The sequence below is a fragment of the Winkia neuii subsp. neuii DSM 8576 genome (genome assembly GCF_000420405.1).
In the GTDB taxonomy this organism is placed as follows: Bacteria; Actinomycetota; Actinomycetes; order Actinomycetales; family Actinomycetaceae; genus Winkia; species Winkia neuii.
Genome location: NZ_ATUW01000004.1, coordinates 136,163 through 159,071 on the forward strand (window position 1 = coordinate 136,163; position 22,909 = coordinate 159,071).

Annotated in this window: 21 protein-coding genes; 1 reads left to right on the forward strand and 20 read right to left on the reverse strand. The window is 56.4% G+C overall.

Annotated elements, in window-relative coordinates:
- Positions 1 to 32: 32 nt before the first annotated feature.
- Both G437_RS0105255 and hflX read right to left on the reverse strand, forming a co-directional pair.
- Positions 33 to 1,928: an ATP-dependent DNA helicase gene (locus G437_RS0105255; RefSeq protein WP_024331532.1), complete on the reverse strand. Its 1,896-nt coding sequence runs from the start codon at positions 1,926 to 1,928 to the stop codon at positions 33 to 35.
- A complete protein-coding gene (gene hflX / locus G437_RS0105260) occupies positions 1,915 to 3,390 on the reverse strand; it encodes a GTPase HflX (RefSeq protein ID WP_024331533.1) in 1,476 nt (491 codons plus the stop codon). Before hflX ends, G437_RS0105255 begins: the two co-directional genes overlap by 14 nt.
- A gap of 32 nt (positions 3,391 to 3,422) precedes the next feature.
- Between hflX and G437_RS0105265 the strand changes: the two genes are divergently transcribed.
- Positions 3,423 to 4,016, forward strand: a complete 594-nt coding sequence (locus G437_RS0105265; RefSeq protein ID WP_024331534.1) for a class I SAM-dependent methyltransferase — start codon at positions 3,423 to 3,425, stop codon at positions 4,014 to 4,016.
- Here G437_RS0105265 and miaA read toward each other — a convergent pair.
- The 18 genes from miaA to G437_RS0105360 all read right to left on the reverse strand — a co-directional run bounded on the left by miaA (position 4,009) and on the right by G437_RS0105360 (position 22,857).
- Positions 4,009 to 4,902, reverse strand: a complete 894-nt coding sequence (gene miaA, locus G437_RS0105270) for a tRNA (adenosine(37)-N6)-dimethylallyltransferase MiaA (RefSeq protein WP_024331535.1) — start codon at positions 4,900 to 4,902, stop codon at positions 4,009 to 4,011. The genes G437_RS0105265 and miaA overlap by 8 nt on opposite strands.
- Positions 4,899 to 6,395: a tRNA (N6-isopentenyl adenosine(37)-C2)-methylthiotransferase MiaB gene (miaB, locus tag G437_RS0105275; protein WP_024331536.1), complete on the reverse strand. Its 1,497-nt coding sequence runs from the start codon at positions 6,393 to 6,395 to the stop codon at positions 4,899 to 4,901. Before miaB ends, miaA begins: the two co-directional genes overlap by 4 nt.
- A gap of 34 nt (positions 6,396 to 6,429) precedes the next feature.
- On the reverse strand, positions 6,430 to 6,918 hold the full coding sequence (locus tag G437_RS0105280; protein WP_024331537.1) for a CinA family protein: 489 nt from the start codon (positions 6,916 to 6,918) through the stop codon (positions 6,430 to 6,432).
- A 10-nt stretch (positions 6,919 to 6,928) separates the two neighbouring features.
- Entirely contained in the window at positions 6,929 to 7,501 is a 573-nt protein-coding gene (locus G437_RS0105285; RefSeq protein WP_024331538.1) for a regulatory protein RecX, read from the reverse strand.
- Entirely contained in the window at positions 7,501 to 8,592 is a 1,092-nt protein-coding gene (gene recA / locus G437_RS0105290) for a recombinase RecA (RefSeq protein ID WP_024331539.1), read from the reverse strand. The genes G437_RS0105285 and recA overlap by 1 nt, the downstream gene beginning before the upstream one ends.
- 202 nt (positions 8,593 to 8,794) lie before the next feature.
- A complete protein-coding gene (locus G437_RS0105295; protein ID WP_024331540.1) occupies positions 8,795 to 9,016 on the reverse strand; it encodes a DUF3046 domain-containing protein in 222 nt (73 codons plus the stop codon).
- Positions 9,016 to 9,342 carry a helix-turn-helix domain-containing protein gene (locus G437_RS10540; RefSeq protein WP_051141895.1) on the reverse strand — a complete coding sequence of 109 codons (327 nt, stop codon included), beginning with the start codon at positions 9,340 to 9,342 and terminating at the stop codon, positions 9,016 to 9,018. The genes G437_RS0105295 and G437_RS10540 overlap by 1 nt, the downstream gene beginning before the upstream one ends.
- Before the next feature lie 136 nt (positions 9,343 to 9,478).
- Positions 9,479 to 10,120, reverse strand: coding sequence for a CDP-diacylglycerol--glycerol-3-phosphate 3-phosphatidyltransferase (pgsA, locus tag G437_RS10545; RefSeq protein ID WP_231782357.1), 642 nt, complete (start codon positions 10,118 to 10,120; stop codon positions 9,479 to 9,481).
- 51 nt (positions 10,121 to 10,171) lie between these two features.
- Positions 10,172 to 12,745, reverse strand: coding sequence for an FtsK/SpoIIIE family DNA translocase (locus tag G437_RS0105310; RefSeq protein WP_029769325.1), 2,574 nt, complete (start codon positions 12,743 to 12,745; stop codon positions 10,172 to 10,174).
- A gap of 60 nt (positions 12,746 to 12,805) precedes the next feature.
- A complete protein-coding gene (locus G437_RS0105315) occupies positions 12,806 to 13,741 on the reverse strand; it encodes a PfkB family carbohydrate kinase (protein WP_024331544.1) in 936 nt (311 codons plus the stop codon).
- A gap of 3 nt (positions 13,742 to 13,744) precedes the next feature.
- Positions 13,745 to 15,436: a ribonuclease J gene (locus tag G437_RS0105320; RefSeq protein WP_024331545.1), complete on the reverse strand. Its 1,692-nt coding sequence runs from the start codon at positions 15,434 to 15,436 to the stop codon at positions 13,745 to 13,747.
- A gap of 63 nt (positions 15,437 to 15,499) precedes the next feature.
- The gene (gene dapA / locus G437_RS0105325; RefSeq protein WP_024331546.1) at positions 15,500 to 16,387 is read right to left on the reverse strand and encodes a 4-hydroxy-tetrahydrodipicolinate synthase; all 888 of its coding nucleotides are present in this window, start codon (positions 16,385 to 16,387) and stop codon (positions 15,500 to 15,502) included.
- Positions 16,388 to 16,441: 54 nt separating this feature from the next.
- Complete coding sequence (locus G437_RS0105330; RefSeq protein ID WP_024331547.1) at positions 16,442 to 17,020, reverse strand: GNAT family N-acetyltransferase; 579 nt, start codon at positions 17,018 to 17,020, stop codon at positions 16,442 to 16,444.
- A complete protein-coding gene (gene dapB, locus G437_RS0105335; RefSeq protein WP_024331548.1) occupies positions 17,017 to 17,748 on the reverse strand; it encodes a 4-hydroxy-tetrahydrodipicolinate reductase in 732 nt (243 codons plus the stop codon). The genes G437_RS0105330 and dapB overlap by 4 nt, the downstream gene beginning before the upstream one ends.
- 4 nt (positions 17,749 to 17,752) lie before the next feature.
- A complete protein-coding gene (locus G437_RS0105340; RefSeq protein ID WP_024331549.1) occupies positions 17,753 to 19,090 on the reverse strand; it encodes a M16 family metallopeptidase in 1,338 nt (445 codons plus the stop codon).
- Between the two features lie 318 nt (positions 19,091 to 19,408).
- Positions 19,409 to 21,787 (reverse strand): polyribonucleotide nucleotidyltransferase, encoded by a 2,379-nt coding sequence (locus G437_RS0105350; protein WP_024331550.1) that lies wholly within the window; start codon positions 21,785 to 21,787, stop codon positions 19,409 to 19,411.
- A gap of 208 nt (positions 21,788 to 21,995) precedes the next feature.
- A complete protein-coding gene (gene rpsO / locus G437_RS0105355; protein WP_024331551.1) occupies positions 21,996 to 22,265 on the reverse strand; it encodes a 30S ribosomal protein S15 in 270 nt (89 codons plus the stop codon).
- A gap of 148 nt (positions 22,266 to 22,413) precedes the next feature.
- Entirely contained in the window at positions 22,414 to 22,857 is a 444-nt protein-coding gene (locus tag G437_RS0105360) for a GNAT family N-acetyltransferase (RefSeq protein WP_158237524.1), read from the reverse strand.
- Between the last annotated feature and the right edge of the window lie 52 nt (positions 22,858 to 22,909).

Sequence of the window (22,909 nt, forward strand, 5' to 3'; positions counted from 1 at the left end):
GGCTAAACGCCCCACGGTAAGAGCTAAATGGCCTAATCCTCTTTGCGCAATCTGCCCAGCGCGGCGAGCGCTACTTTCCGCGAGGACGTGGGCCACATCGGGGGAAGAGAAGATAGTAAATACCTACCGTAGCCCTTTTCGCGGAGCCGAGGGTCCAGTAGCGCGACCATGCCTTTGTCGCTTTGGCGGCGGACCAATCGCCCCGCCCCCTGTGCCAGCAAGAGCGCAGCGTGAACCAGTGAAACCTGGGCAAATCCGGATCGGCCTGCCGCATTCGCCGCGTCCGAGAGCGCCGAGGTTATAGGATCGTCCGGGCGGGGGAAGGGAATCCGATCAATGGTCACCAGTCGGCAAGCTCTGCCGGGAATATCAACCCCTTGCCATAGCGAAATAGTGCCCGCTAGGATGGCATTTCCGTCCTCGCGAAACCGCTTCACCAGCGTTGGCAGATAGTCTTCGCCCTGAACTAACACTGGCAGTTCGGTGTGCTCGCGCAAATATTCGCCTGCCGCAACTGCTGCTCTGCGCGAAGTAAACAGGCAGAGGGCTCCCCCACCAGAGGCTTCTACCAGGGAACCTATTTCCTCTAGCAGCTCCTGCGACGGGCCGTCACGGCCTGGTTGGGGCAGTTTGGGTGTGTACATTATGGCCTGGTGCGGATAGTCAAAAGGCGAGCCCACATCCAAACTCTTCCATTTTTGGCTCAGCACCGCCCCCACTCGAGTTGCCATTGCCTCAAAACTGCCCCCCAGTTTCAAGGTGGCGGAGGTAGCGATCACCTTGTGACCGCCGTATAGGCGCGAAGCAATAGGCCGAGCCACATCGAGCGGAGCAGAATAGAGCCGGCGCCGTTCCACGTCCTCGCCCCCAATCCAGTTGACCCTCACGCGCGGATCGTCTATCAAAATAGCGTCGGCCGAATCGATAGCAGCAATTAGCTCTGCTCTGGCAAATCGCTTCTTATTGTCTTTGGCTTCGTTGGTCCCCACGGTCTCCAGGGCCTCCCGCAGCGCGGCTCTGGCCGAAACTAAAATCTGCTGCAAATCTGTTCCCAGCTGCGCCAGCATAACCGGACGAGCCGCGGAAACGGCAGCCCCAAACTGACTAGCTGCATCCTCTATCTTCTGAGCCGGCACCCCGGTAGCTCTACGCACCAACCGGGCGAGACGTTTTAGGGAGGCTTCCGAAATTTCTACGCTCCCCTGCGAACGGATCCGCGAATCTAGTTCGTGAGCCTCATCAATTACCAAGACGTCAAAGTCGCCTAGCAGCGAAGCCTCGGTCATAGTTTGCACCCCCAGGATGGAGTGGTTGGTAACTACCACGTCGGCCTCGCCGGCCTGTTTGCGTGCCAGGCGGGGGAAACACTCATCGGCGAACGGGCATGATTCGCCAACGCATTCATTCTTAGTAACGGAAACTTGCCGCCAGATTTTATCGGATACGCCGGCGGGCATGTCGTCCCGGTCGCCGCTTTTCGCGTTTTGCGCCCACTCGCGCACGCGCAACACCTCGGCCCCGGTATCGGTTACCTCCAGAGTTTCAAGAAGAGCCCCCTGGTCCTCAGGAGCCATAGTTTTCAATTTGCAGACGTAATTTGACCACCCTTTCAAGAGGGCGACCGCGGGGACTTTACCCGTAACTTCCTTTACCGCTTTGCGCACGGCGGGGATGTCCCCGCCAATCAGCTGACGCTGCAAGATCAGGGTGGCGGTAGAAATAATCACCCGATGTTTTTCTTCGACTGCCTCGGCGAGCAACGGAGCCAAATAACCTAAGGATTTGCCCGTCCCGGTCCCGGCTTGAACTAAGAGGACTTCTTCGCCCTCCAGCTCCCAGATAGCACGAGCCATTAGAGTTTGCCCCTGCCTGGGGCTACCTCCCAAGATCGCAACTGCCTGGCGCAGAACTTCGCTACCTTTGTTCATCTACAGCTGTATCCTGCAAGAGCCCCGCTAAATCTGACCTGGCCATACCCACCAACCGAGTCCCCCTGCCCGTATATTCGACCGCATCCAGCTCGGCCTCCTCGTGGGCTCGTGCCACCAAATCCCCTCTAGAGAAGGGAATCACCAAATCGATAGGCACGTTAGGGTGGGGCAACAATTCGGCAATCTTGTCGCGCAATTGTTCGATCCCCTGCCCTGTTCGCGCAGAAACCACCACGGAATCGGCATGTCTTGAGCGCAACACTGCAATGCGTTCCTTTGAGGCCAGATCCGCTTTGTTTAGCACGATAAGTTGCGGACGATCCATAGCACCCGGAATTTCCGCGAGCACGGCACGCACCGCCCGAATCTGAGCCTCAGGATCGGGGTGGGCAGCATCGACCACGTGCAGCAGTAAATCGGCACCGGCGACTTCTTCGAGTGTGGAGCGGAAGGCCTCCACCAACTGGTGCGGTAGGTTCGCCACAAAGCCAACCGTGTCAGTAAGGGTGTATGCACGCCCTTCCGGGGTAAGGGCTCTACGCACCGTAGGATCCAAAGTAGCGAACAATTCGTCTGCCACCATGATTTGACTGCCCACCAGCGCATTCATCAACGAGGACTTCCCAGCGTTGGTGTAGCCCACGACCACAGCAGCGGGAGTTCTGGTACGCTTACGCCCAGAGCGCTTGGTATCACGCCCAGCCTTCATAGCCCGTATTTGCTTGCGCAACCTGGCCATTCTAGTACGAATTCGGCGCCGATCCATCTCGATTTTAGTTTCCCCAGGGCCACGCGAGCCAATGCCTTCACCGCCTGCCGCACGTCCGCCAGCCTGGCGCGAGAGAGACTTGCCCCAACCGCGCAGGCGCGGCAATAAATATTCAAGCTGGGCCAACTCAACTTGAGCTTTACCCTCGCGAGACTTGGCATGTTGGGCAAAAATGTCCAAAATGAGCGCTGTACGATCGACCACCTTAACCTTGATTACGTCCTCGAGACCTCGCCTTTGTGAAGGAGCTAATTCCCCGTCGACAATAACGGTGTCAGCCTCGAGGGTCCTAACTAATTCGCCTAATTCCCTAGCCTTGCCCGAGCCCAAATACGTGCCCGGGTCGGGTTTCTCGCGACGCTGCAACAACCCGTCCAACACCACGGAGCCGGCAGTATCAGACAGTGCGGCAAGCTCCCGCAGGGAGGCTTCCGCCGCAGCCTGATCGGCCGAGTAGATGCCCACAAGGACTACCCGTTCAAGCGCTAACCGCTGGTATTCAACCGACTCTATAGCGTCGTCCCTAGTACCTATGCCGGCTACTCGCCGTAGAGCTCTACGTTCCTCACGCTCAAGAGCGCCCGCGTCAGCGGAAGTATCCACGCCCTCGGTGGATTCCAGAGCCGTGCCCGTACGCGCCAGAATACGCGCTACCACGTCCTCGGCCCGGGACTTGTTATCTTCCTTCATATAACCTTTCGTGCCCCTATAATCTAGAGGCGATGACTGAACACTATTTTACCGAAGCTTGCCCGGCTCCCGAAGCCGAGATCGAAGAAATCTCCGTTACCTTGCGCGGCACCCCCCACCGGGTGCAGATCGCCTCCAAAGTGTTTTCCGCCCACGGGCTCGACAAGGCAACTAAGATCTTGCTCGAGGGCGCGCCCGCCCCGGTTGCCCCCGCCCTAGATTTGGGGTGCGGGTGGGGCCCGATAGCACTAGCCTTGACCGATGAGCTCGACGGGGAAGTCTGGGCCGTTGACGTTACACAAAGAGCTTTGGACCTAACCAGGCGCAACGTTCCTAGAGCGACCGTGGCCCACGCAGACGACGCCTTTCAAGAACTTAGCTCTAGGGGAAGGCCCCTGAAAACTATTTGGTCCAACCCGCCTATTCGCATCGGCAAAGAAGAACTCCATGCCATGTTAAAAAAATGGCTCTGCTTACTTGCCCCAGACGGAGTGGCCTACCTGGTAGTAGCACGTAATTTAGGGGCCGATTCCCTGGCAAAGTGGCTCACGAAAAAGGGATTTGCCACTAGAAAACTCGCCTCTAAGAAGGGCTTTCGCATCCTCGAGGTGCACCCGGCTAATTAAGGCGTTCTAACGCATATTCCAGCGCCTTCTGGGGGTCTTCCTCAAACCAGCGAATCCGCGCATCCCGCTTGAACCACTTCAGCTGCTTCTTGGCAAGCTTACGCGTTGCCGCAATATTTTGGGCAATCGCCTCCTGAATCCCTATTTCACCACGCAAATAGCTGATCATCTGCGGGTAGCCGGTGGCCGAGCTCGCCGTGGGGGCACTAGCAAGCCCCTTTTGTAGCAAGGCACGGACCTCTTCGACAAACCCGTCGGCAACCATCTGCTCGCAACGCCGCGCAATCCGGCCCTGGAGCACTTGCATTGGAAGGCGCAGCCCGATTTGAAAAGTGTCGGAGAAGTGGTAGGTATTCTTTGGCATCGTGGCCGAAAAAGGGCGTCCCGTCAGTTCGATTACCTCGAGAGCTCGCACGATGCGCCGCCCGTTCGAGGGGAGAATATTCTGCGCTGCCAAAGGATCGACCCTGGAAAGTTTTTCGTGCAGACGAGCTGGCCCCACCTGCTCGAGACGCTCCATGTAGGCCTGCCGAATGGAAGCATCAGTACCTGGGAATTCCAGTTCGTCGAGCAACGCCCGCACGTAAAGACCTGACCCGCCAGCGACCACCACATGTTTGCCGCGCGAGAGAATGTCGCGCACATCCTGGCGAGCATACCGCTGATAGGCGGCCACGGATGCCCGCTCACTGAGGTCGAGCACATCGATCTGGTGGTGAACTATGCCGTCAGCCTCCGCTTTAGTGACCTTAGCAGTGCCAATATCCATTCCTCGATAAAGCTGGAAAGCATCGGCAGAAACAACCTCAGCACCGCATTCGCGGGCAAGCTCGAGTGCTAGAGCAGACTTTCCAGTTGCAGTAGCGCCAACAACCCCAATGATCACTTCGGGCGCACCAACGGCATTCCCAACGAAACGGCAGTCTTTGGCAAGGGGGCCGCATTCTTCGCCTGCCAAGCATCGCCAGCTCTTGTGGGGATAACCTGGTACAGCCCCCCTTCCAAACCAGAATCAGCAACCAGGTGGTGCGGAGCCCCGTGAGTTACACTAGCCCGAACAAAATCGCCTGGGCGCGGCACCTCGGCCCCGCGAGGAATCCCCACGTGAACTAGGCGATTATCCTCGGCGCGCCCCGAGATGCGCCTGGTCTCGGAATCTTTTCGCCCCTCGCCCTCGGCAATCAAAATTTTCAGGTCTCGCCCCTCTTGTTTTTGATTTTCCTCGGTAGAGATCCGCTCCTGCAACTTCAACAGGCGGTGGTAGCGTTCCAGCTTCACGTCTTCAGGAACTTGATCTGGACGATCCGCGGCGGGCGTACCTGGCCGCATTGAGTACAAAAAGGTAAACGCCGAAGAAAAACGGGACTGTTCAACGACCTCAAGAGTCTGCTGGAAATCTTCCTCGGTCTCCCCTGGGAAGCCGACAATAATGTCGGTAGTAATGGCCGCATGGGGCATCGCCTGCCTCACCGAATCCAATATCCCCAAGAATTTCTTCCTGCGATAAGACCGGCGCATGGCACGCAGTACCCGATCTGAACCAGACTGCAAGGGCATATGCAAAGAAGGCATGACATTTTCAGTTTCTGCCATAGCATCGATCACATCTTGTGTAAATGCTGCCGGGTGAGGGCTAGTGAACCTTACCCTCTCGAGCCCTTCTACCTTGCCAGTTGCGCGCAATAGATCGGCGAATGCCCCGCGCTGGCCAAAGCCCACCCCATAGGAATTCACATTCTGCCCAAGCAGCGTAACCTCGATTGCCCCCTGCTCTACTACAGCCCGAACTTCCGACAAAATGTCGCCCGGACGCCTGTCGCGCTCCTTCCCGCGCAGATGCGGCACAATACAGAAAGTACAGGTGTTGTTACACCCAACCGCTATCGAAACCCAGGCCGCATAGGCCGATTCGCGGTGGGTTGGCAAAGTTGAGGGGAAGGTCTTCAACGACTCTTCAATTTCTACTGCAGCCTCACGATTGTGGCGCGCGCGTTCCAGCAGCGCAGGCAATACGTCAATATTGTGAGTGCCAAAGACTGCGTCGACCCAGGGAGCCCGCTCCAAAATTCGAGCCCTTTCCTGCTGGGCCAAGCATCCGCCCACGGCTATCTGCATGCCCTTCCGCTTGCGCTTTACCGCCGCAAGCTGCCCCAAATTCCCATAAAGCTTGTTCGCAGCGTTCTCGCGGACGGAACAGGTGTTGATTACTACCACGTCTGCCCCGGCATCGCCGGCCTCAGTAGCGCGCGCCGCAGCAGCAGGAACCTGCTCAACCGGTACCAAGCCAACTGAATCTAATAAGCCCGCCATGCGCTCAGAATCGTGAACGTTCATCTGGCAGCCAAGGGTACGAATGTGATAAGTGCGTGGTGTAGTCATCGCCGGTCAGTCTAAATCATTGGTGTTATAAGAACTAGTTTTCGAGCGCAGTATTTGCCGCTGCAAGGGCAAGAATCACACTTTGAGCTCTAACGGTGGAGCGATCACCGTGAATATTTACAGTGCGCACGACCTGCGCCGTGGGGGTTAGCACGCAAATGTGAACCTCACCGCTCGGATGGTCCCCATCGGGGCCTGGCCCCGCCACCCCCGAGGTGGCAATGGCAACGTCTGCCTGAAAGAGCTTACTTGCCCCCTCAGCCATTTGCTTCGCTACCGAGTCGGTGTAGGGGCCAGTTGCAGCTAACTCGTCGCTGTCTACCCCCAACACCGATGCCTTGGTATCGACCTGGTAGGTAAGAGCGCCGCCACGGAACACCGCAGAAGCTCCAGGAATGTCGACGATAGATGATCCGAGCCACCCCCCGGTTAGAGATTCAGCGACGGCTACCGTATAACCGGCCTCTTTGCAGCGCTCAATTAGTTGGGCGGCAAGGGAGTGATTCGTAGACGATTCCGACATGTTCACCTTTCTACTCTTGCGTCAGCGCTCGATTAATTGCCTGCTGACACTGCCCGGCCGTATAGCCTTTGCGAGCCAAAAATGCGTTAGTACGCCGTATAACAACCTCGCGTGGGCGCCCTTTCAGTGTAGCCACCTTTTTCTTAGCTAACTGATCCGCCAACTCCTGGAAGTCTACCTCGGCAACCTCTTCCATCGCTTTCTGGGCTGTAGCAGGGGCAATCCCCTTCTTCGCTAACTCCCGTCGCAGCGCTCTGCCGGCCAGGGCTCGCTCTGCCGTTTTTGTCCTAACCAACATCTGGGCATACTCCAGATCGTTGAGCAAGCCAACCTCTTCGAGACGGGCTATTACCTGATCGACAACCTGAGGTATAAACCCGCGATCTTTGAGCTTGGCCCGCACCCTGGCGGTTGGCTGAGCAGCTTTGTCGAGCATCCGCAAAGTTGCCTCCCGAGCTGCATCCACAGCCTCCTCGAACGGCAACTGGGCATTGCGCAACCGCCGGTCTGCGCGCCGCCTAGCTGATCGTCCTCGCCGGGAGAACTCATCTTGTACTTCCTCTGGATCGAAGTACGAGACCACTAAAAGCCTCCGTCCTCAGGATCCTTCTTAGAGTTCTTCCCCCGTTTTTTTGGAGCCGTCGTGGCTGCTGCGGCAGCCTCGTCCGCGCCATCGTCGACTATGCCTACAGCTACCAGGATCTTGCGTTCTATCTCGTTGGCTAGTTCAGGATTGTCCTTTAGGAACTGCCGAACGTTCTCGCGACCTTGCCCAAGCTGATCTGAACCATAGGTAAACCAGGAACCGGACTTGCGCACAATTCCAGTTTCGACACCCATATCAATGAGCGAGCCCTCGCGAGAAATGCCCTCGCCGTACAAAATGTCGAATTCGGCCTGCTTGAAAGGCGGAGCCATCTTGTTCTTGACTACCTTGACACGAGTTTTATTCCCGACCGGAGCACCAGCATCTTTCAAAGTCTCAATACGGCGAATATCGAGCCTTACAGAAGAATAAAACTTCAGCGCCTTACCCCCCGTAGTAGTTTCAGGTGAGCCGAAGAAGACACCAATCTTCTCGCGTAACTGATTAATAAATATGGCCGTAGTACCAGAAGCCGACAGAGCGCCGGTCATCTTTCGCAGCGCCTGCGACATGAGTCGAGCCTGCAACCCCACATGCGAATCCCCCATTTCTCCCTCAATTTCAGCTTTGGGAACCAGGGCTGCCACTGAGTCAATAACTATAATATCGATGCCCCCAGAGCGGATCAGCATGTCGGCAATTTCAAGTGCCTGCTCGCCAGTATCGGGCTGGGCTACCAGCAAATCGTCGGTATTTACACCCAGCTTTTTTGCGTATTCGGGATCGAGAGCGTGCTCAGCATCGATAAAAGCTGCGTTTCCCCCGGCCTTTTGCGCAGAGGCTACCGCATGCAGCGCAACAGTGGTCTTACCAGATGATTCAGGACCGTAGATCTCGACTACCCTTCCCCTAGGCAAACCGCCCACCCCGAGGGCAATATCTAGCGCCAGCGAACCCGTAGGGATTACTGACACCGCGCGGTGAGTTTGATCCCCAAGACGCATCACGGACCCCTTGCCGAACGCCTTGTCAATTTGCGCCAACGCAACATCTAAAGCTTTTGAACGATCTTTTGCCTGGGTAGCCATAACCTACTCCTTCTAGTACCTGCAGAACTGGCCTTTGCCGTTCCCCCTCTCCGGGGTTCTGGTAGCGAGACTATGCCCGGCCACTGACATATGAAGACCCCGCCCACAGCTATCGCCATTACAGGGTGCTTCACCCGCCTGTGGAAACAATACTCCGAACAAATGTTCGAAATAAAATTGGCGCGCCGAAGCACGCCAATCTCTATTTCTTTTTTCTATCTGACATGTGGAGCCACTTCAGCTCCGCAGGGCGAGCAGTGGCGTCTATGAGCGCCTCCCAGACCTGCTGCGGCTCCACTCCAGAGCCGATAGCCTCCTGAGCACACTTATACCAAGGCTCCAGCACCAGGTCAGAAGCAAGCGAGCGCCCGTAGGCCGAGCCAAAAACTTCCTCTAAATTCTTCCAGAACTGCGAATGCTTCATCACACGTGAAGCGACATTGGCATGGCCGGTAAGCCCACGCCCTCGGCAAGAGCGAACCTGTCGGCAACCTCACGCAGCAAGGTAGCCATAGGCAGCTCGAGCGCCTGGCAGATAGCCTCCAAAAGCTCAGAAGAGGCCTCCTTTTGCCCGCGCTCAACTTCAGAGAGGTACCCCAGAGAAACCTGCGCCTGAGCCGAAACCTCGCGTAGAGTACGACCCTGCGACTGACGGATCATGCGAAGCACATCGCCGACCTCGTGCCGTAGCAACGGAACTGAGACACGACCGATCGATGCTCCACGAGCTGGGTTGACAGTCGACTTGATTTCCGTGTTAGTAAGTTTCTTCGTCACGTTAATTGTCAACACTCCATTCCTCTAATTCATTCCCGGCTAGCGCACATTACCTACGTGATTTACGCCATAGCGACTAACCGTGGTTAGGATCTTCTTCCGTTTTCTACTACGAATTATTACTCGAGTTCCTGGGATCGGCCTGAACGTCCGCTTTGACACTACTACGAGCATCGAGGAAGTAAATAAACCCCGAAAGCCCAGTTATAACAAACGTGGCAACCAGCAGAACCTGGATCACGTAGCTCATTGCTGTAAACGCCCCGCCCTCGAAAAAAACATGTATGAGCATCAAGAAAATGAGCAGCAGCTGAGTAACAGTTTTAGCCTTGCCCCACCGATTTGCAGGGATCACCACGCCCTTCTTCAACGCTTGCATACGCAAAAGCGTCACTGCAAGCTCGCGGCCTATAATCATGGCTAAAAACCACCAGTAGTACTTCACTGGCAGCTGCCCCACAACAGACAACATGATGAAGGCCCCAATCACCAGAGCCTTGTCGGCGATGGGGTCGGCAATTTTTCCGAAGTTAGTGACAATCTGCAACCGCCTAGCCAACATCCCATCTAGATGATCGGTGGCTGCAGCGACACAAAACACCACAGTTGCCCAAGCGCGGGCAGCGAGCGAGTCCTGCACCAGCATCAATACAATGAACACCGGGACCAAAATCAGCCGAACAATAGTCAGCACATTGGCAACGTTCAGATTAGAGAAGGATTTCCCCTTTGGTTCCGCTTGTTCACTCACTATTTCGCCCATCTGCTAAATTGCCGTACCTCAGAGTATTTTACACTCGCTTCAGCGTCCCGTCAGTTCCCACGCATCCTCGCTATCTTTATCCACTACGGGAAGATCAGGATATTGCTCTTCCAAAGGTCGCATATCCGGGCCAGAAGCGGGAGCCTCAGCCTGATCACTGCCTTTATCTTCAGGAACGGGTTCGCCCTTAATTATGGCGAGCGCGCGCGGCAATTCCTCGGGTGCAATGAGAACGTCGCGGGCCTTGGACCCCTGGCTCGGTCCTACGATTTCGCGAGACTCAAGTAAGTCCATAAGCCTACCGGCTCGCGCAAATCCAACCCTGAGCTTGCGCTGCAACATCGAGGTTGATCCCAGTTGCGTAGACACCACCAGTTCGGCTGCCTGCAGCAACACATCCAAATCGTCGCCAATATCGTCGTCAATAACCCGCTTCGTGGGTTCTGCCGGGATTACGTCCTCGCGGTAGCTGGTCTCGCGCTGGGACTTCACGTGAGCGACTACTTTGTGGATTTCGCTTTCGTTTACCCAAGCGCCCTGTACGCGCAAAGGTTTCGAAGACCCCATCGGCAAATAGAGCGCATCACCCTGGCCAATCAACTTTTCGGCACCCGACTGGTCCAAGATAACCCTGGAATCAGCCAGCGAGGATGTCGCAAACGCCAACCGGGAGGGAATATTCGACTTGATCAACCCGGTCACCACATCCACGGAAGGACGTTGAGTAGCGAGCACCAGGTGAATACCTGCTGCACGCGCCAGCTGTGAGATGCGCTGAATCGAAGCTTCCACATCGCGTGGGGAAACCATCATCAAGTCCGCCAACTCGTCTACCACCACCAACAAATATGGGTACGGCTCCAACTTGCGCTTCGAATCCGGCGGCAACTGAATAGTGCCCGCCTCAATAGCCGCATTGAAGTCATCTATATGTTTAAATCCGAAGCGCGCCAGATCGTCGTAGCGGGCATCCATCTCTTTAACCACCCACTCCAAAGCCTCGGCTGCCTTCTTAGGATCGGTGATTATTGGCGTTATCAGATGGGGAATGCCCTCGTAAATAGACAGCTCTACCCGCTTCGGATCCACCAAAATCATGCGTACCTGGGCAGGCGTAGACCGCATCATAATCGAGGTAATCATCGAGTTCACGAACGAAGACTTACCGGAGCCGGTAGCACCAGCCACCAGTAAGTGCGGAGTCTTCGCGATATTAGTAACCACGAATCCGCCCTCGATATCTTTCCCAAGACCCACCACAAGTGGATGTTTATTCTTCTTCGCAACCTCAGAGCGCAATACGTCGCCCAAAACGACCGTTTCGCGATCGCTGTTAGGAATCTCGACGCCAATGGCCTGTTTGCCTGGGATCGGGCTCAAAATACGCACATCGGCGCTGGCTACTGCATAAGCAATGTTCTTCTCGAGATTGGTAATCTTATCTACCTTCACTCCCGAGCCGAGATGGACTTCGTAGCGGGTTACAGTAGGCCCACGCGAAAACCCTGTAACCTTCGCGTCAACTTTGAATTCGTCGAGTACCCCTTGCAATTGCGCCACTATTTTGTCGTTTGCGCTAGAGCGCAACTTTTGTGGGGCACCCCGCACTAGCAGCGATTCGTCGGGCAAATCGTAGGGATATTGTTCAGCATTTGCCCGGAAGTTAATTTCGTCCGAGGTATCTTCCTCGCCAGGCGCCGCTTTCTCTTGCCTCTGTTGCGAATCTTGCGGTGCGGGAGTTGAAGGAGCCGAGTGGTCCGCCTCTGCTTCGGCAGCCACTACCTGGTTGCCCTCGGTAGAAGTCATCACTCGCGTCGGCTGGTCGGGGCCAGAGCGAGCTTCCTGGTTTGGCTCTGCAGAAAATGCGGGCACAATCGGCACTGGCTCCGAAATGACTCGCGTAGGTTCGGCCGGCGTGTCCGAATGCACCGGGGTGCGGAAGGCCTCATCGCCATCGTAAGAATCGAGTTCGCTGCCGGAGGAAGCACTAGAGCGGGCGAAACGCGAAGACTTCTTCGGTTTATCTTCCCTGGGGATACGGCTCTTCCGCCAAGAGACATACTTCTGGTTGGCCGCTCCCGCCCAAGCCTTCACGGTTCCGAAAGCACTGGCCAACGGCGTTTCAGTGATAACCAAAACCGAATATGCAAAAATCAGAACGAGCAGTAGTGCCGCCCCCACGCGAGTAAACAAGATTGACAGCGGGTGGCCCAAGAACCAGCCGATTACGCCTCCAGCTCGCTCAAGACCGGCAAACCCATTTTGCATCGAGGGCGCTCCCCGCCCCACGTGCACGATTCCGGTGGCTGCGACAGTAGCCCCAACGGAACCCACAATAACGTGCGCCTTGGCCCCCACCGGGCCCTGGTTACGGAAGATACCCAAAGCCACCCAAATGGCACCCAAAGGTAAAACCACTGAGAAAACACCAACAGCACCGGCCGCTAGGTGGTGAATCACGTCCCCGGCCAATCCAGAAAGCGCGAACCATTCGCGCAATGCAATAACGACAGCTAGCCCAATTATTGCAAAGGCAAGGCCGTCCCGGGCCAACGAGGGCGTATATTCCTTGGGGGGCGTCGGTGCTTTTGATGATTTTTTGCGTGTAACCATAGCGCTTCTCAGGGTACCTACTTATGTGTTGGCCCCCAGGCCCCCACGCCGCAAGCAATGCTATGTGAGCGAAGACTGGCGCATCAGTTCTTCTACAGCCTCACTATCGGGAAGATTGCGGCCCCCGGGCCGACCCACCATTATTGCTCCCGCAGCATTCGCACGCCTGGCAGCAGTGATCGGATCGAAACCGCGCAGCAAAGAAGCACAAAGTACGCCTGTGTGGGCATCCCCTACTGCGGCGGTATCACGCACCTTCGAGGGAAAAGCCGGTACCTCGACTGGATTCGAGGACGGCCCCACAGTAACCCAGCAGCCCCGGGAAGATTCCCGGCGCACAATTACCGCACTCGGTTTCATTACCTGCTCAAGTGCCTCGTGCAATGTCTCGCGCCCCAACACGTTCCTGAGCAAATCGGTCTCGCGCCTATTCATTGTGAGCAAGTCGATGTTAGGCAGGATTCTGGCCAGCCACTCCGGATCCACCTCTTTTATCTGCGGCCCCAACGCCAAAGTCAAGCTAACTCCGTCGGTGAGCTCAGGCAGCCACCCCTCGAGGGCACTCTGGTAAGCCGGCGAAACCAGATCCGAAGCAGAAATGTAGACCATATCGCCTGCACTTACTTGAATGCGCCGCAAGAATCCGAGTTCTTGCTCTGCCTCGACGCCGGGGGCTACTACCGACGAAATGTACCCGTCGGCCTCTACTAAAACCAGCTTCATGCCGATATCGCCTACCACGTCGGAGGAAATCACGCGTATTCCCTCGCGTCCCAATTCCTCAGCAACCATGGTCGAGTTAGGCCCGGTCCCCATACAGGCGGCAGACCAGACCTCGACGCCTTGACGGCGGGCAGCAACCATGACTGGGAAAGCGCCCCCGACCCCTACGGAGGACATCGTGGCTGTTACTTCCCCACCTCGATCAGGAAAATGCGGCACGTGCATCGGCATTGTTAAAATTACCGACGCAACCGCGACCAGAGAACCAGCCATGAACTAACCCTCTATAACTACTGGAACGATCATCGGACGGCGCCGCAGCCGGCGCGAAACCCAACGCCCCAGTGCTCGCCGCATTGCCTGCTGCAGCGAATAGGCATCGACATGCCCGGGTGCAGCAGCCTTCGCAAGAGCCTCGGCCACGTCGGGAAGCACCTCACGAAATACCGCATCGTCCTCGGCCATACCGCGCGCAGTAATGTGCGGGCCTGCGAGAACCTGCCCCATCTCGAGATCCACTACAGCAAAAACAGTGACAAAGCCTTCCTCGCCGAGCACTAGCCGGTCGTGGAGTTCGCTCTCGGATATTTCGCCAATAGAACCGCCATCTACATATACGTAGTCGCAGGGCACAGCCCCAACTACAGTGGCGCGCCCGTCGGCCAAGTCGACAACAACCCCATCTTCTGCAAGGGCAATATGGGAGGCCGGCACCCCGGTCTGCACCGCCAGGCGCCCGTTGGCGACCAGGTGTCTAATCTCGCCGTGAATAGGCATCACGTTTGCGGGCTTCACAATGTTGTAACAATAAAGCAGCTCCCCGGCGGCGGCATGGCCAGAAACGTGTACCTTGGCATTGCCCTTGTGGACCACCTTGGTGCCCAGCCGCATAAGTGCATTGATAACCCTGTACACCGAGTTCTCGTTGCCCGGAATAAGCGAAGACGCCAGAATAACCGTGTCCTCGGGACCAACCGAGATGAACTTGTGGGTACCGTTGGCAATCCGGGCGAGAGCCGCCATAGGTTCGCCCTGCGAGCCCGTAGCCATGTACACGCGCTGCCTGGGCGGAAGATTCTCGATCTCGCGAGACGAAACTATTACGCCCTCGGGCGCGGTCAAATAGCCAAGCTCCATGGCAATGCGCATGTTGCGCTCCATAGACCTGCCCACGAACGCCACCTTGCGGCCATGCTCGGCAGCAGCGTCGAGTACCTGCTGGACCCTATGCACATGGGAGGAAAAGGAAGCCACAATCAGCTGCCCTTGTGCCTTCCCAAAAACCGCGCTGATAACCGGACCAATCTCGCGCTCGTGCATCACAAACCCGGGCACTTCCGCATTGGTGGAATCCACGAGGAACAGGTCGACGCCCTCTTCGCCAAAACGGGCAAAAGAGCGTAAATCGGTAATCCGGCGGTCTAGCGGCAACTGATCCATTTTGAAATCACCGGTAATAAGAGCGTTGCCAGCCCTCGTACGGATCATCACAGCAAGCGCATCAGGAATCGAATGGTTCACGGCTACGAACTCGCATTCGAAACCTTTCAGCTGTACCGAATCTCCCTCGGCAACTACATTCAAGTCACAGTCGCGCAACCTATGTTCGGCTAATTTGGGCTCCAAGAACGCCAGTGTCAACCGAGACCCATAAATTGGGATGTCCCGACGCAAACGCAACAGGTACGGAACCGCTCCTATGTGGTCCTCGTGCCCATGGGTGAGGACGAGTCCCACAACGTCGTCAATGCGAGAAGCAATAGCCGAAAAGTCAGGCAGGATCAGATCTACCCCAGGCTGGATCTCTTCGGGAAACAGCACGCCACAGTCGACAATAAGCAGTTTTCCGTTGATCTCGAAAACGGTCATGTTTCGTCCGACCTCACCTAGGCCGCCGAGCGGAGTCACCCGCAGGGTGTTCTTCGCCAGCTTTGGTGGGGTGGGTAAGTCAGGGTAAAGAGAGTTCACGTTCTTATTGTGTCATCTAAATTGGAAAAGACTCACTTTTTGGTGCGAGCAGTACTGGAAAAATTAACATAATCCCAGTTCGGACATTATTTCTTGCAACTTTCGCACTTTTTCCTGCGGCTCAGGCACCAGGGGCAAGCGAACGGTGGGCTGGTCCAAAATCCCCGCCAGCACCAGCGCGTGCTTTGCCATTACGGCCCCCTGTCCGCCCCCCATGATTGCTTTCACTAGAGGTCGCAACACCGAGGTGAGGTGCCTGCCCAGAGCTAAGTCTCCACTTTGCACTGCCTGGATCATTTTTCGGTAGTAGGCAGCCCCGACGTGAGAAACTACCGAAATCACGCCTGTCGCCCCGTGAGTCAAGAAGGCAAAATTTAGTCCGTCGTCGCCACTGTAGTAGTCGAGGCCGGTGCGCTCCATGCGTTCAGCAGCCCGTTCCACGTTGCCAGTGGCATCTTTGAGGGCGACAATTTGGTCTACTTTGGCGAGCGCATCGATAGTCTCGTCGGCGAATGCCAGTCCAGTCCTACCGGGAATGTCATAGAGCATAATAGGCAAATCGGTGGCCTTCACTACCTCGAGACAGTGCCGGTATAGCCCCTCTTGAGAAGGCCTGTTGTAGTAGGGGGCAGATACCAGCAGACCATCTGCCCCGGCTTCCTGCGCTCCCTCCGCCATGCGGGCTGCGTGTGCCGTATCGTTTGAGCAAGCCCCAGCGAAAACTATCGCTCTCTTGCCCACAGCAGCCTTCACGGTGCGTATGAGCTCGGCTTTTTCGGGCTGGTGGGTAGTTGGCGATTCCCCGGTAGTGCCAGATACTAAGACCGCGTCACAGCCGTCGTCTACTACCTTCTTGGCGAGCTTTGCCGCTTGCCGGTAGTCAACTGTTCCGTCTGAGTGAAACGGGGTAACCATCGCCGTCGCTAAAGTGCCAAAGGTAGGTAGTGTCATAACCTGAACTTTAGGCCGTTTTTACACTGCCGGCTCGTCGTCCCAACATTCGGTCTAAGAATCTATGTCTGTATACCAAACATGTTGGATTAGGGACTGCCCACCAACAGCCAGCTTCCGTCTGAGCCCAGCTGGAGCAAATCCCGCCTCTGAATAAAATTTTATTCTTGCCGAATCGCCCGCACTTATCCACACTTGGACACGCCGGGCACCCGTGCGTTTGAAAATATCTGCGCAGGCTGCCAACAGCCTAGACCCATGCCCTCGCTGGCGTTCCTTGGCACCGACTTCGAGGGCAACAATCTGCCCCTGGGCTGGCTCTTCCTGCAGAGGAGCAGGCCCGGAGGGCAGCGCAGTTGCCTGCGAGAGATCTTCCGCAGGGGCAATCGCAGCGAATCCAACCACTCTGGCTCCGTCCAGTGCGGTTAGCACCAGGTGGCGGCCGTCGGGCGGGGATTGAATGGACGTACGCCAAGTTTGCACGAACTGTTCTTCGGGCAAACTGGCAAGCAACGCTGGAGAGGGGTTTTCGAGCCCGGCAGCCAACTCGGCCTTCATCGCCTGCAGCTGAATCCGCCCTATCTCGCTAGCGTCGGCTACGGTTGCGGGGCGGACAGATCTGTCCGCCCTCATATGCCAAGGACCTTGTCCAGCCCCACGGTAAGGCCCTCAAGATCGGCTACCTTGCGGCAGGCAAGCATAACCCCTGGCATGAAGGAAACCCGTTGAAAACAGTCTGTACGAACCAAGAGCTGTTCACCCGGATTGCCGAAGAGCACCTCCTGGTGTGCATTGAGCCCACGCAGACGCACCGAATGCACAGATACCCCATCGTAAACGGCTCCACGCGCGCCCTGCGGATCAATCTGAGTTGCATCCGGAGAAGCTTTTCCATTGCGCCCCTGCGAGATCGCCTTTGCCGTGGCTACCGCAGTACCCGATGGAGCATCAACCTTATTGGGGTGGTGCATTTCAATAATTTCAGCGCTCTCGAAATACGGGGCCGCCAGTTCAGCAAATTTCATTGTAAGTACCGCAGAGAGAGCAAAGTTTGGGGCTATCAACGCATTTTGGCCGGTTTCACCGCACACAGCCTGAATCTGCTGGTATTTGTCTTCATCCCAACCAGTAGTTCCCACCACCGAGTGACTGCCGGCTCGCAATGCCGCGCTGACGGTGGCCACAGCTACGTCGGGAACTGTGAAATCCACGGTAACTTGGGCTCCGCCTAGCGAATCCTTTGTTATGGCGTCGCCGTCATCTAGGCGAGCAACTAGCTCCATGTCGGATTGTTTTAAAACAGTTTCACATACTGTTGAGCCCATCCTGCCGGAGGCACCAACTACCGCAACTTTGATCATATTTTTAGCCTACCTTTGGGCCGACGACAACTTCCACACATGCTTGCTTTGCAAGATCCGCACAGATTTTACTAATCTGCTCGGATGAAACGGCCTCCAACTTACTCATTGTGTAATCGAAAGTGTCTAGCCTGTGCCTGCCAATTTCGGCCCGTCCCAACCGATTCATGCGCGCGGACATCGATTCCATACCCAGTGCAGTGCCACCACGCAACTGGCCTAGGGCGAGTTCTATTTCTTCCGGCTGCACCCCACCAGATGCCAGGTCGGCGAGTTCTCCGAGCATGACCTTACGCACTTCTTCCACCTTGCCTGGCTGGCAACCTGCATACATTCCGAAGTAGCCGGCGTCGGCATAGGCGGATTGGAAAGCAAAGGTAGAATATGCCAGCCCCCGCTTTTCCCGCACCTGCTGAAACAGTCTCGACGACATGCCCGACCCCAAGATAGTGGTAGCTAGTGTAGCGGCATAGCCGCGTTCGTCAGCAATAGAGTAGCCCCGCCCTCCAACTAGTAGATGAGCTTGCTCTATAGGACGGGTAATGTGAAGCGAGGCAGCCTCCGTAGGCCTTACTTCTCGCATAGAACGCGCAGGTCGCGGAGCCTGCCCATCCGCTCCGCTCCGCTCTGCCCACGCCCCCGAAGAGCGAAATTCCGATACTAGGTCGCATAACCGGTCGTGATCTACTCCCCCTGCTGCCGCTATGGTGATGCCTGACGGGACGTAAGTTTGCAGGTAGTGCTCGCGCACAGCCTCCAAAGGGGTGGCACTCACGGACGAAGGGGTACCTCCGATTGGACGCCCTAGGTCGTGCCCCGCAAAGATCGCTTGTGCAAACTTCTCGTGGGCTAGGTCCGTGGGATCGTCGGCAGCCATGGCCAGTTCATCCAGGATGACTGTCCGTTCCATATCGAAGTCTTCGCGGCTCAGCTTCGCCCTAGATACCATATCCAGGATGATGTCCAGTGCCATTGGTAAGTCTCCGGCTAGGACTCTGCCGTAATAGGTGGTGTATTCCTTTGCAGTGGCAGCGTTCGATTCGCCTCCCACCCGGTCGAAAGCGGCGGATATATCCAGCGCAGACTTGCTATGGGTGCCTTTAAACAGCAAATGTTCAAGATAATGGGTGGAACCGTGATGCCCCTCAGCTTCGTCCCGCGAACCTGCCTCTATCCAAGCTCCCAGCGAAACTGAGCGCGCAGAAGGAACATTTTGGCTAAGCACGCGTATCCCGCCAGGCAAGACAGTTCTTCGGAGCAAAGTCCCGTCTTCGCTAACCGCTAGGTCAGCTCCAGGTTGGTCATAACTTACGCGTGGCAATTCATAGCTACCGGTATCCATAGGTCTCTTATTCTATTGCCCTTGCCGAAGAAGGCCAACCATACTCCCAGACGCCACAACTTTAGACACATAGCCAATATGTAGCCAAGAGGAAGTTGAGTTCACGGCACAAATAGATAAAGACATGGGGCGAGTGGCGGACATTATCTTGCTAGTGCCCGAATATTGGCGCCGCTACACTATTGTGTTCCTTCGCAAGCAACCCGTCTCAAAAGAGTAGCTCCAGGCTGACCACTACGAAACTGTACCAACGCCGAGCGCGTTAAAGAGTTTGGGTCGCAAGAAAATCTTGCGACCCAAACTGCTAGTTAGCTACGACTATTCTTCGTCGGAACGAGAACGCGAGCGGCTACGGCTGCGAGTGCGCCGCTGGCGGCGTTCCCCGCTGCCCCCCTCGCGCCTACGGCGGCGGCGGGGACGCTCCTCATCCTTCGCCTCGGACTTCGAGTCCTGGCCGGCCCCGTCCTTATCGGAGTCGGCCTTGTCGCCGTCTTCTTCGCCCTCAACCACCGCGTGCAGCGACAGCTTTCCGCGGGCATCAATCTCGGCAATTTCGACCTCAACCTGCTGGCCAACATTCAGCACGTCCTCGACAGAGTCGATCCGCTTTCCACCCACCAAACGGCGAATCTGACTAATATGCAGCAGACCGTCTTTACCCGGGGTCAAAGAAACGAAAGCACCGAAAGAGGTAGTTTTTACAACCGTGCCCACGTACCGCTCGCCTACCTCGGGCAGCTGCGGGTTAGCAATCGCATTTACCGTAGCCCGGGCGGCCTCCGCGCTCTCGCCATTGTCGGAGGCAATGTAGACAGTGCCGTCGTCCTCGATGGTAAGTTCGGCTCTGGTATCCTCCTGAATTTGGTTGATCATCTTGCCCTTGGGCCCGATAACCTCGCCAATCTTGTCGACAGGCACCTGCACGGTAATAATGCGCGGCGCAGTAGCAGCCAGTTCATCCGGAGTGTCTATAGCCTGAGCCATCACATCCAAGATGTGCAAGCGAGCGTCGCGGGCCTGCGACAGTGCCGCGGCCAACACATCAGAGGGAATCCCGTCCAGTTTGGTATCGAGCTGCAGAGCAGTGATGAAATCACGGGTACCAGCAACCTTGAAGTCCATGTCGCCGAAGCCATCTTCGGCACCCAGGATGTCAGTCAGCGCAACATACTTGGTCTTGCCATCTTCGGTGGGCTCGCTCATCAGGCCCATAGCAATGCCGGCCACCGGTGCATGCAACGGCACGCCGGCCTGCATCAGTGACAGGGTCGACGCACACACAGAGCCCATGGAAGTTGATCCATTGGACCCTAGCGCCTCAGAAACCTGTCGGATCGCGTAAGGGAAATCTTCCTTCGAGGGAAGCACAGGAACAAGGGCTCGTTCAGCAAGGGCGCCATGACCAATCTCGCGGCGCTTGGGAGAGCCTACCCTTCCGGTTTCACCAGTCGAATACGGTGGGAAGTTGTAGTGATGGATGTAGCGCTTGTGCGTTACCGGAGTGAGCCCGTCAATCTGCTGTTCCATGCGCAGCATGTTCAAGGTAGTAACACCCAGAATCTGAGTTTCCCCACGCTGGAACAGAGCCGAACCGTGTACGCGAGGCAGTACCTCGACCTCGGCCGAAAGGGTACGGATATCAGTGTAGCCACGTCCATCCATACGGACGCCCTCGTGCAGGGTACGGGAACGGATGGCGGATTTCTCGATAGCCTTGAATGCGGCCTTCAAATCCTTCTCTTGCTCGGGGAACTCCTCCTCTAATTCGGCGAGCGCCTCATCGCGTATTTCCTCGAGCTTTGCCTCGCGGGGAAGCTTCTCGACAATCGAAATAGCCTCGGGCAACTTGTCTGCAACCTTAGCCTCAACTGCCTTGTACTGCTCCTCGGTGTAATCCTTGAACAGTTCGAACTCCGCGGTAGGCTTCGAAGCCTTGTCAGCAACTTCCTGCTGAGCACGCACAAGTTCGCGGATAAACGGCTTAGCAGCTTCTAAGCCCGAAGCAACTACCTGCTCGGTGGGCTTAGTACCGCCATTAGCAATGAGCGCTACCTCATTTTCGCCGCCGCCAGCTTCCACCATCATGATCGCAATGTCGTCCTCGCCGTCGGCTCGAGTGACCACGCGCCCTGCGACAACCATGTTAAAGGTAGCGCGTTCCATTTCGCTAAAGCGCGGGAAAGCAACCCACTGGTCCTCGATCAGAGCCAGGCGCAGCCCCCCGATGGGACCCGAGAACGGCAAGCCCGCGATCTGGGTGGACATGGAGGCGGCATTGATGGCCAGTACGTCATACGCATCGTCGGGATGTACCGCCAGCACGGTCTCGACTACCTGGACCTCGTTGCGGAGCCCTTTGACAAACGATGGGCGCAACGGACGGTCGATCAGACGGCAAGCCAAGATCGCATCGGTGCCAGGACGGCCTTCCCTGCGGAAAAAGTTCCCCGGGATACGGCCAGCTGCGTACTGGCGTTCCTCGACGTCGACAGTTAGCGGGAAGAAATCGAACTGATCCTTCGGATGCTTGCCAACCGTAGTGGCCGAAAGAATAGCGGTCTCGCCATCCAAATATGCCATCGCAGACCCCGCAGCCTGCTTGGCTAAAAGCCCAGTTTCAAAACGGATGGTGCGCTTACCAAAGCGCCCATTGTCAATTACTGCCTCGGCAGCAGTGATGTCATTTCCTTCAAACACTAAAATGGTTTCCTTCTTGTTAGGTATCGGAGGAACCCACATGGCGGTCATCGATCGAGACTCACGGACCAGATTTCCGGAAGCCACTACCGAAGACCGACGCGATCGGGTTCCCGATAGCTAGTCTAACGGTTAGATTCGGTTTTTTAACTAGTGCCAGAACATAGACTTTCGGCCCGAGCTTATGCCCGGGCCGAAATGAAGAAGACTAGTGGCGCAGACCGAGACGCTCAATCAGGGAACGGTAACGCTCGATGTCAATTTCCTTTAGGTAACCGAGCAGACGCTTGCGCTGGCCTACCAGCAACAGCAGGCCGCGACGCGAGTGGTGATCGTGCTTGTGATCCTTAAAGTGCTCGGTCAGATCCTTGATGCGCTTCGACAGCAGCGCAATCTGCACCTCGGGCGAACCGGTATCGCCCTCGTGAGTAGCATATTCGGCAATGATCTGGTCTTTTTCTTCTTTGCTAAGCGACACTTCGTCCCTCTTTCTGATTGTTGTTGCACGGAGCACCGGGGCCCATTCACCCGAGCATGACGCTACCGTGGCCGGCATGACGGCAAAGGCAATCGTATCAAGAATGGGCGCCCATCCACACCTCTCAAGCCGTGAAATGAGGCACTCGCTACTTTTCGTAACAATCGCAAATGATCCCCCCATAGTCGGAATAGATTAGTGTCCCAACCTTCACAAAGCCCTCGGACTCAGCCAAATGCACCATAGGCAAGTTCTGCGGGGAGGTATCCAAACGCAAATGAGGCCCCTTTTTCGCCGCAAACTGCAAAAGCGCCCGAGCAACCTTACGGCCCCTCGCCGATTTCGCCACTGCTAACCGATGCAACACCAGCGAGCTCTGCGCAGGGTATCTCCACCGCAACTGAGGCTGAGCAAAGTAAGGTTCCGGCCTGGGATCTATAACCAAAGTGCCCACCACTGCCCCGCCCTCGCAAGCTACAAAGCACACCTGCTCAGCAATATCATCTAAAACAATCTGCTCATTCGGGTACACGCCCTCTTGCCACTGAAACGCCCCTAAAGACAAAAGCTGCTGCTGTCCTTCAGAAAACATTTGCATGAGTCTAGGCAAATCTGCAGGGCTTGCCCTCCTGAAACTCAACGAC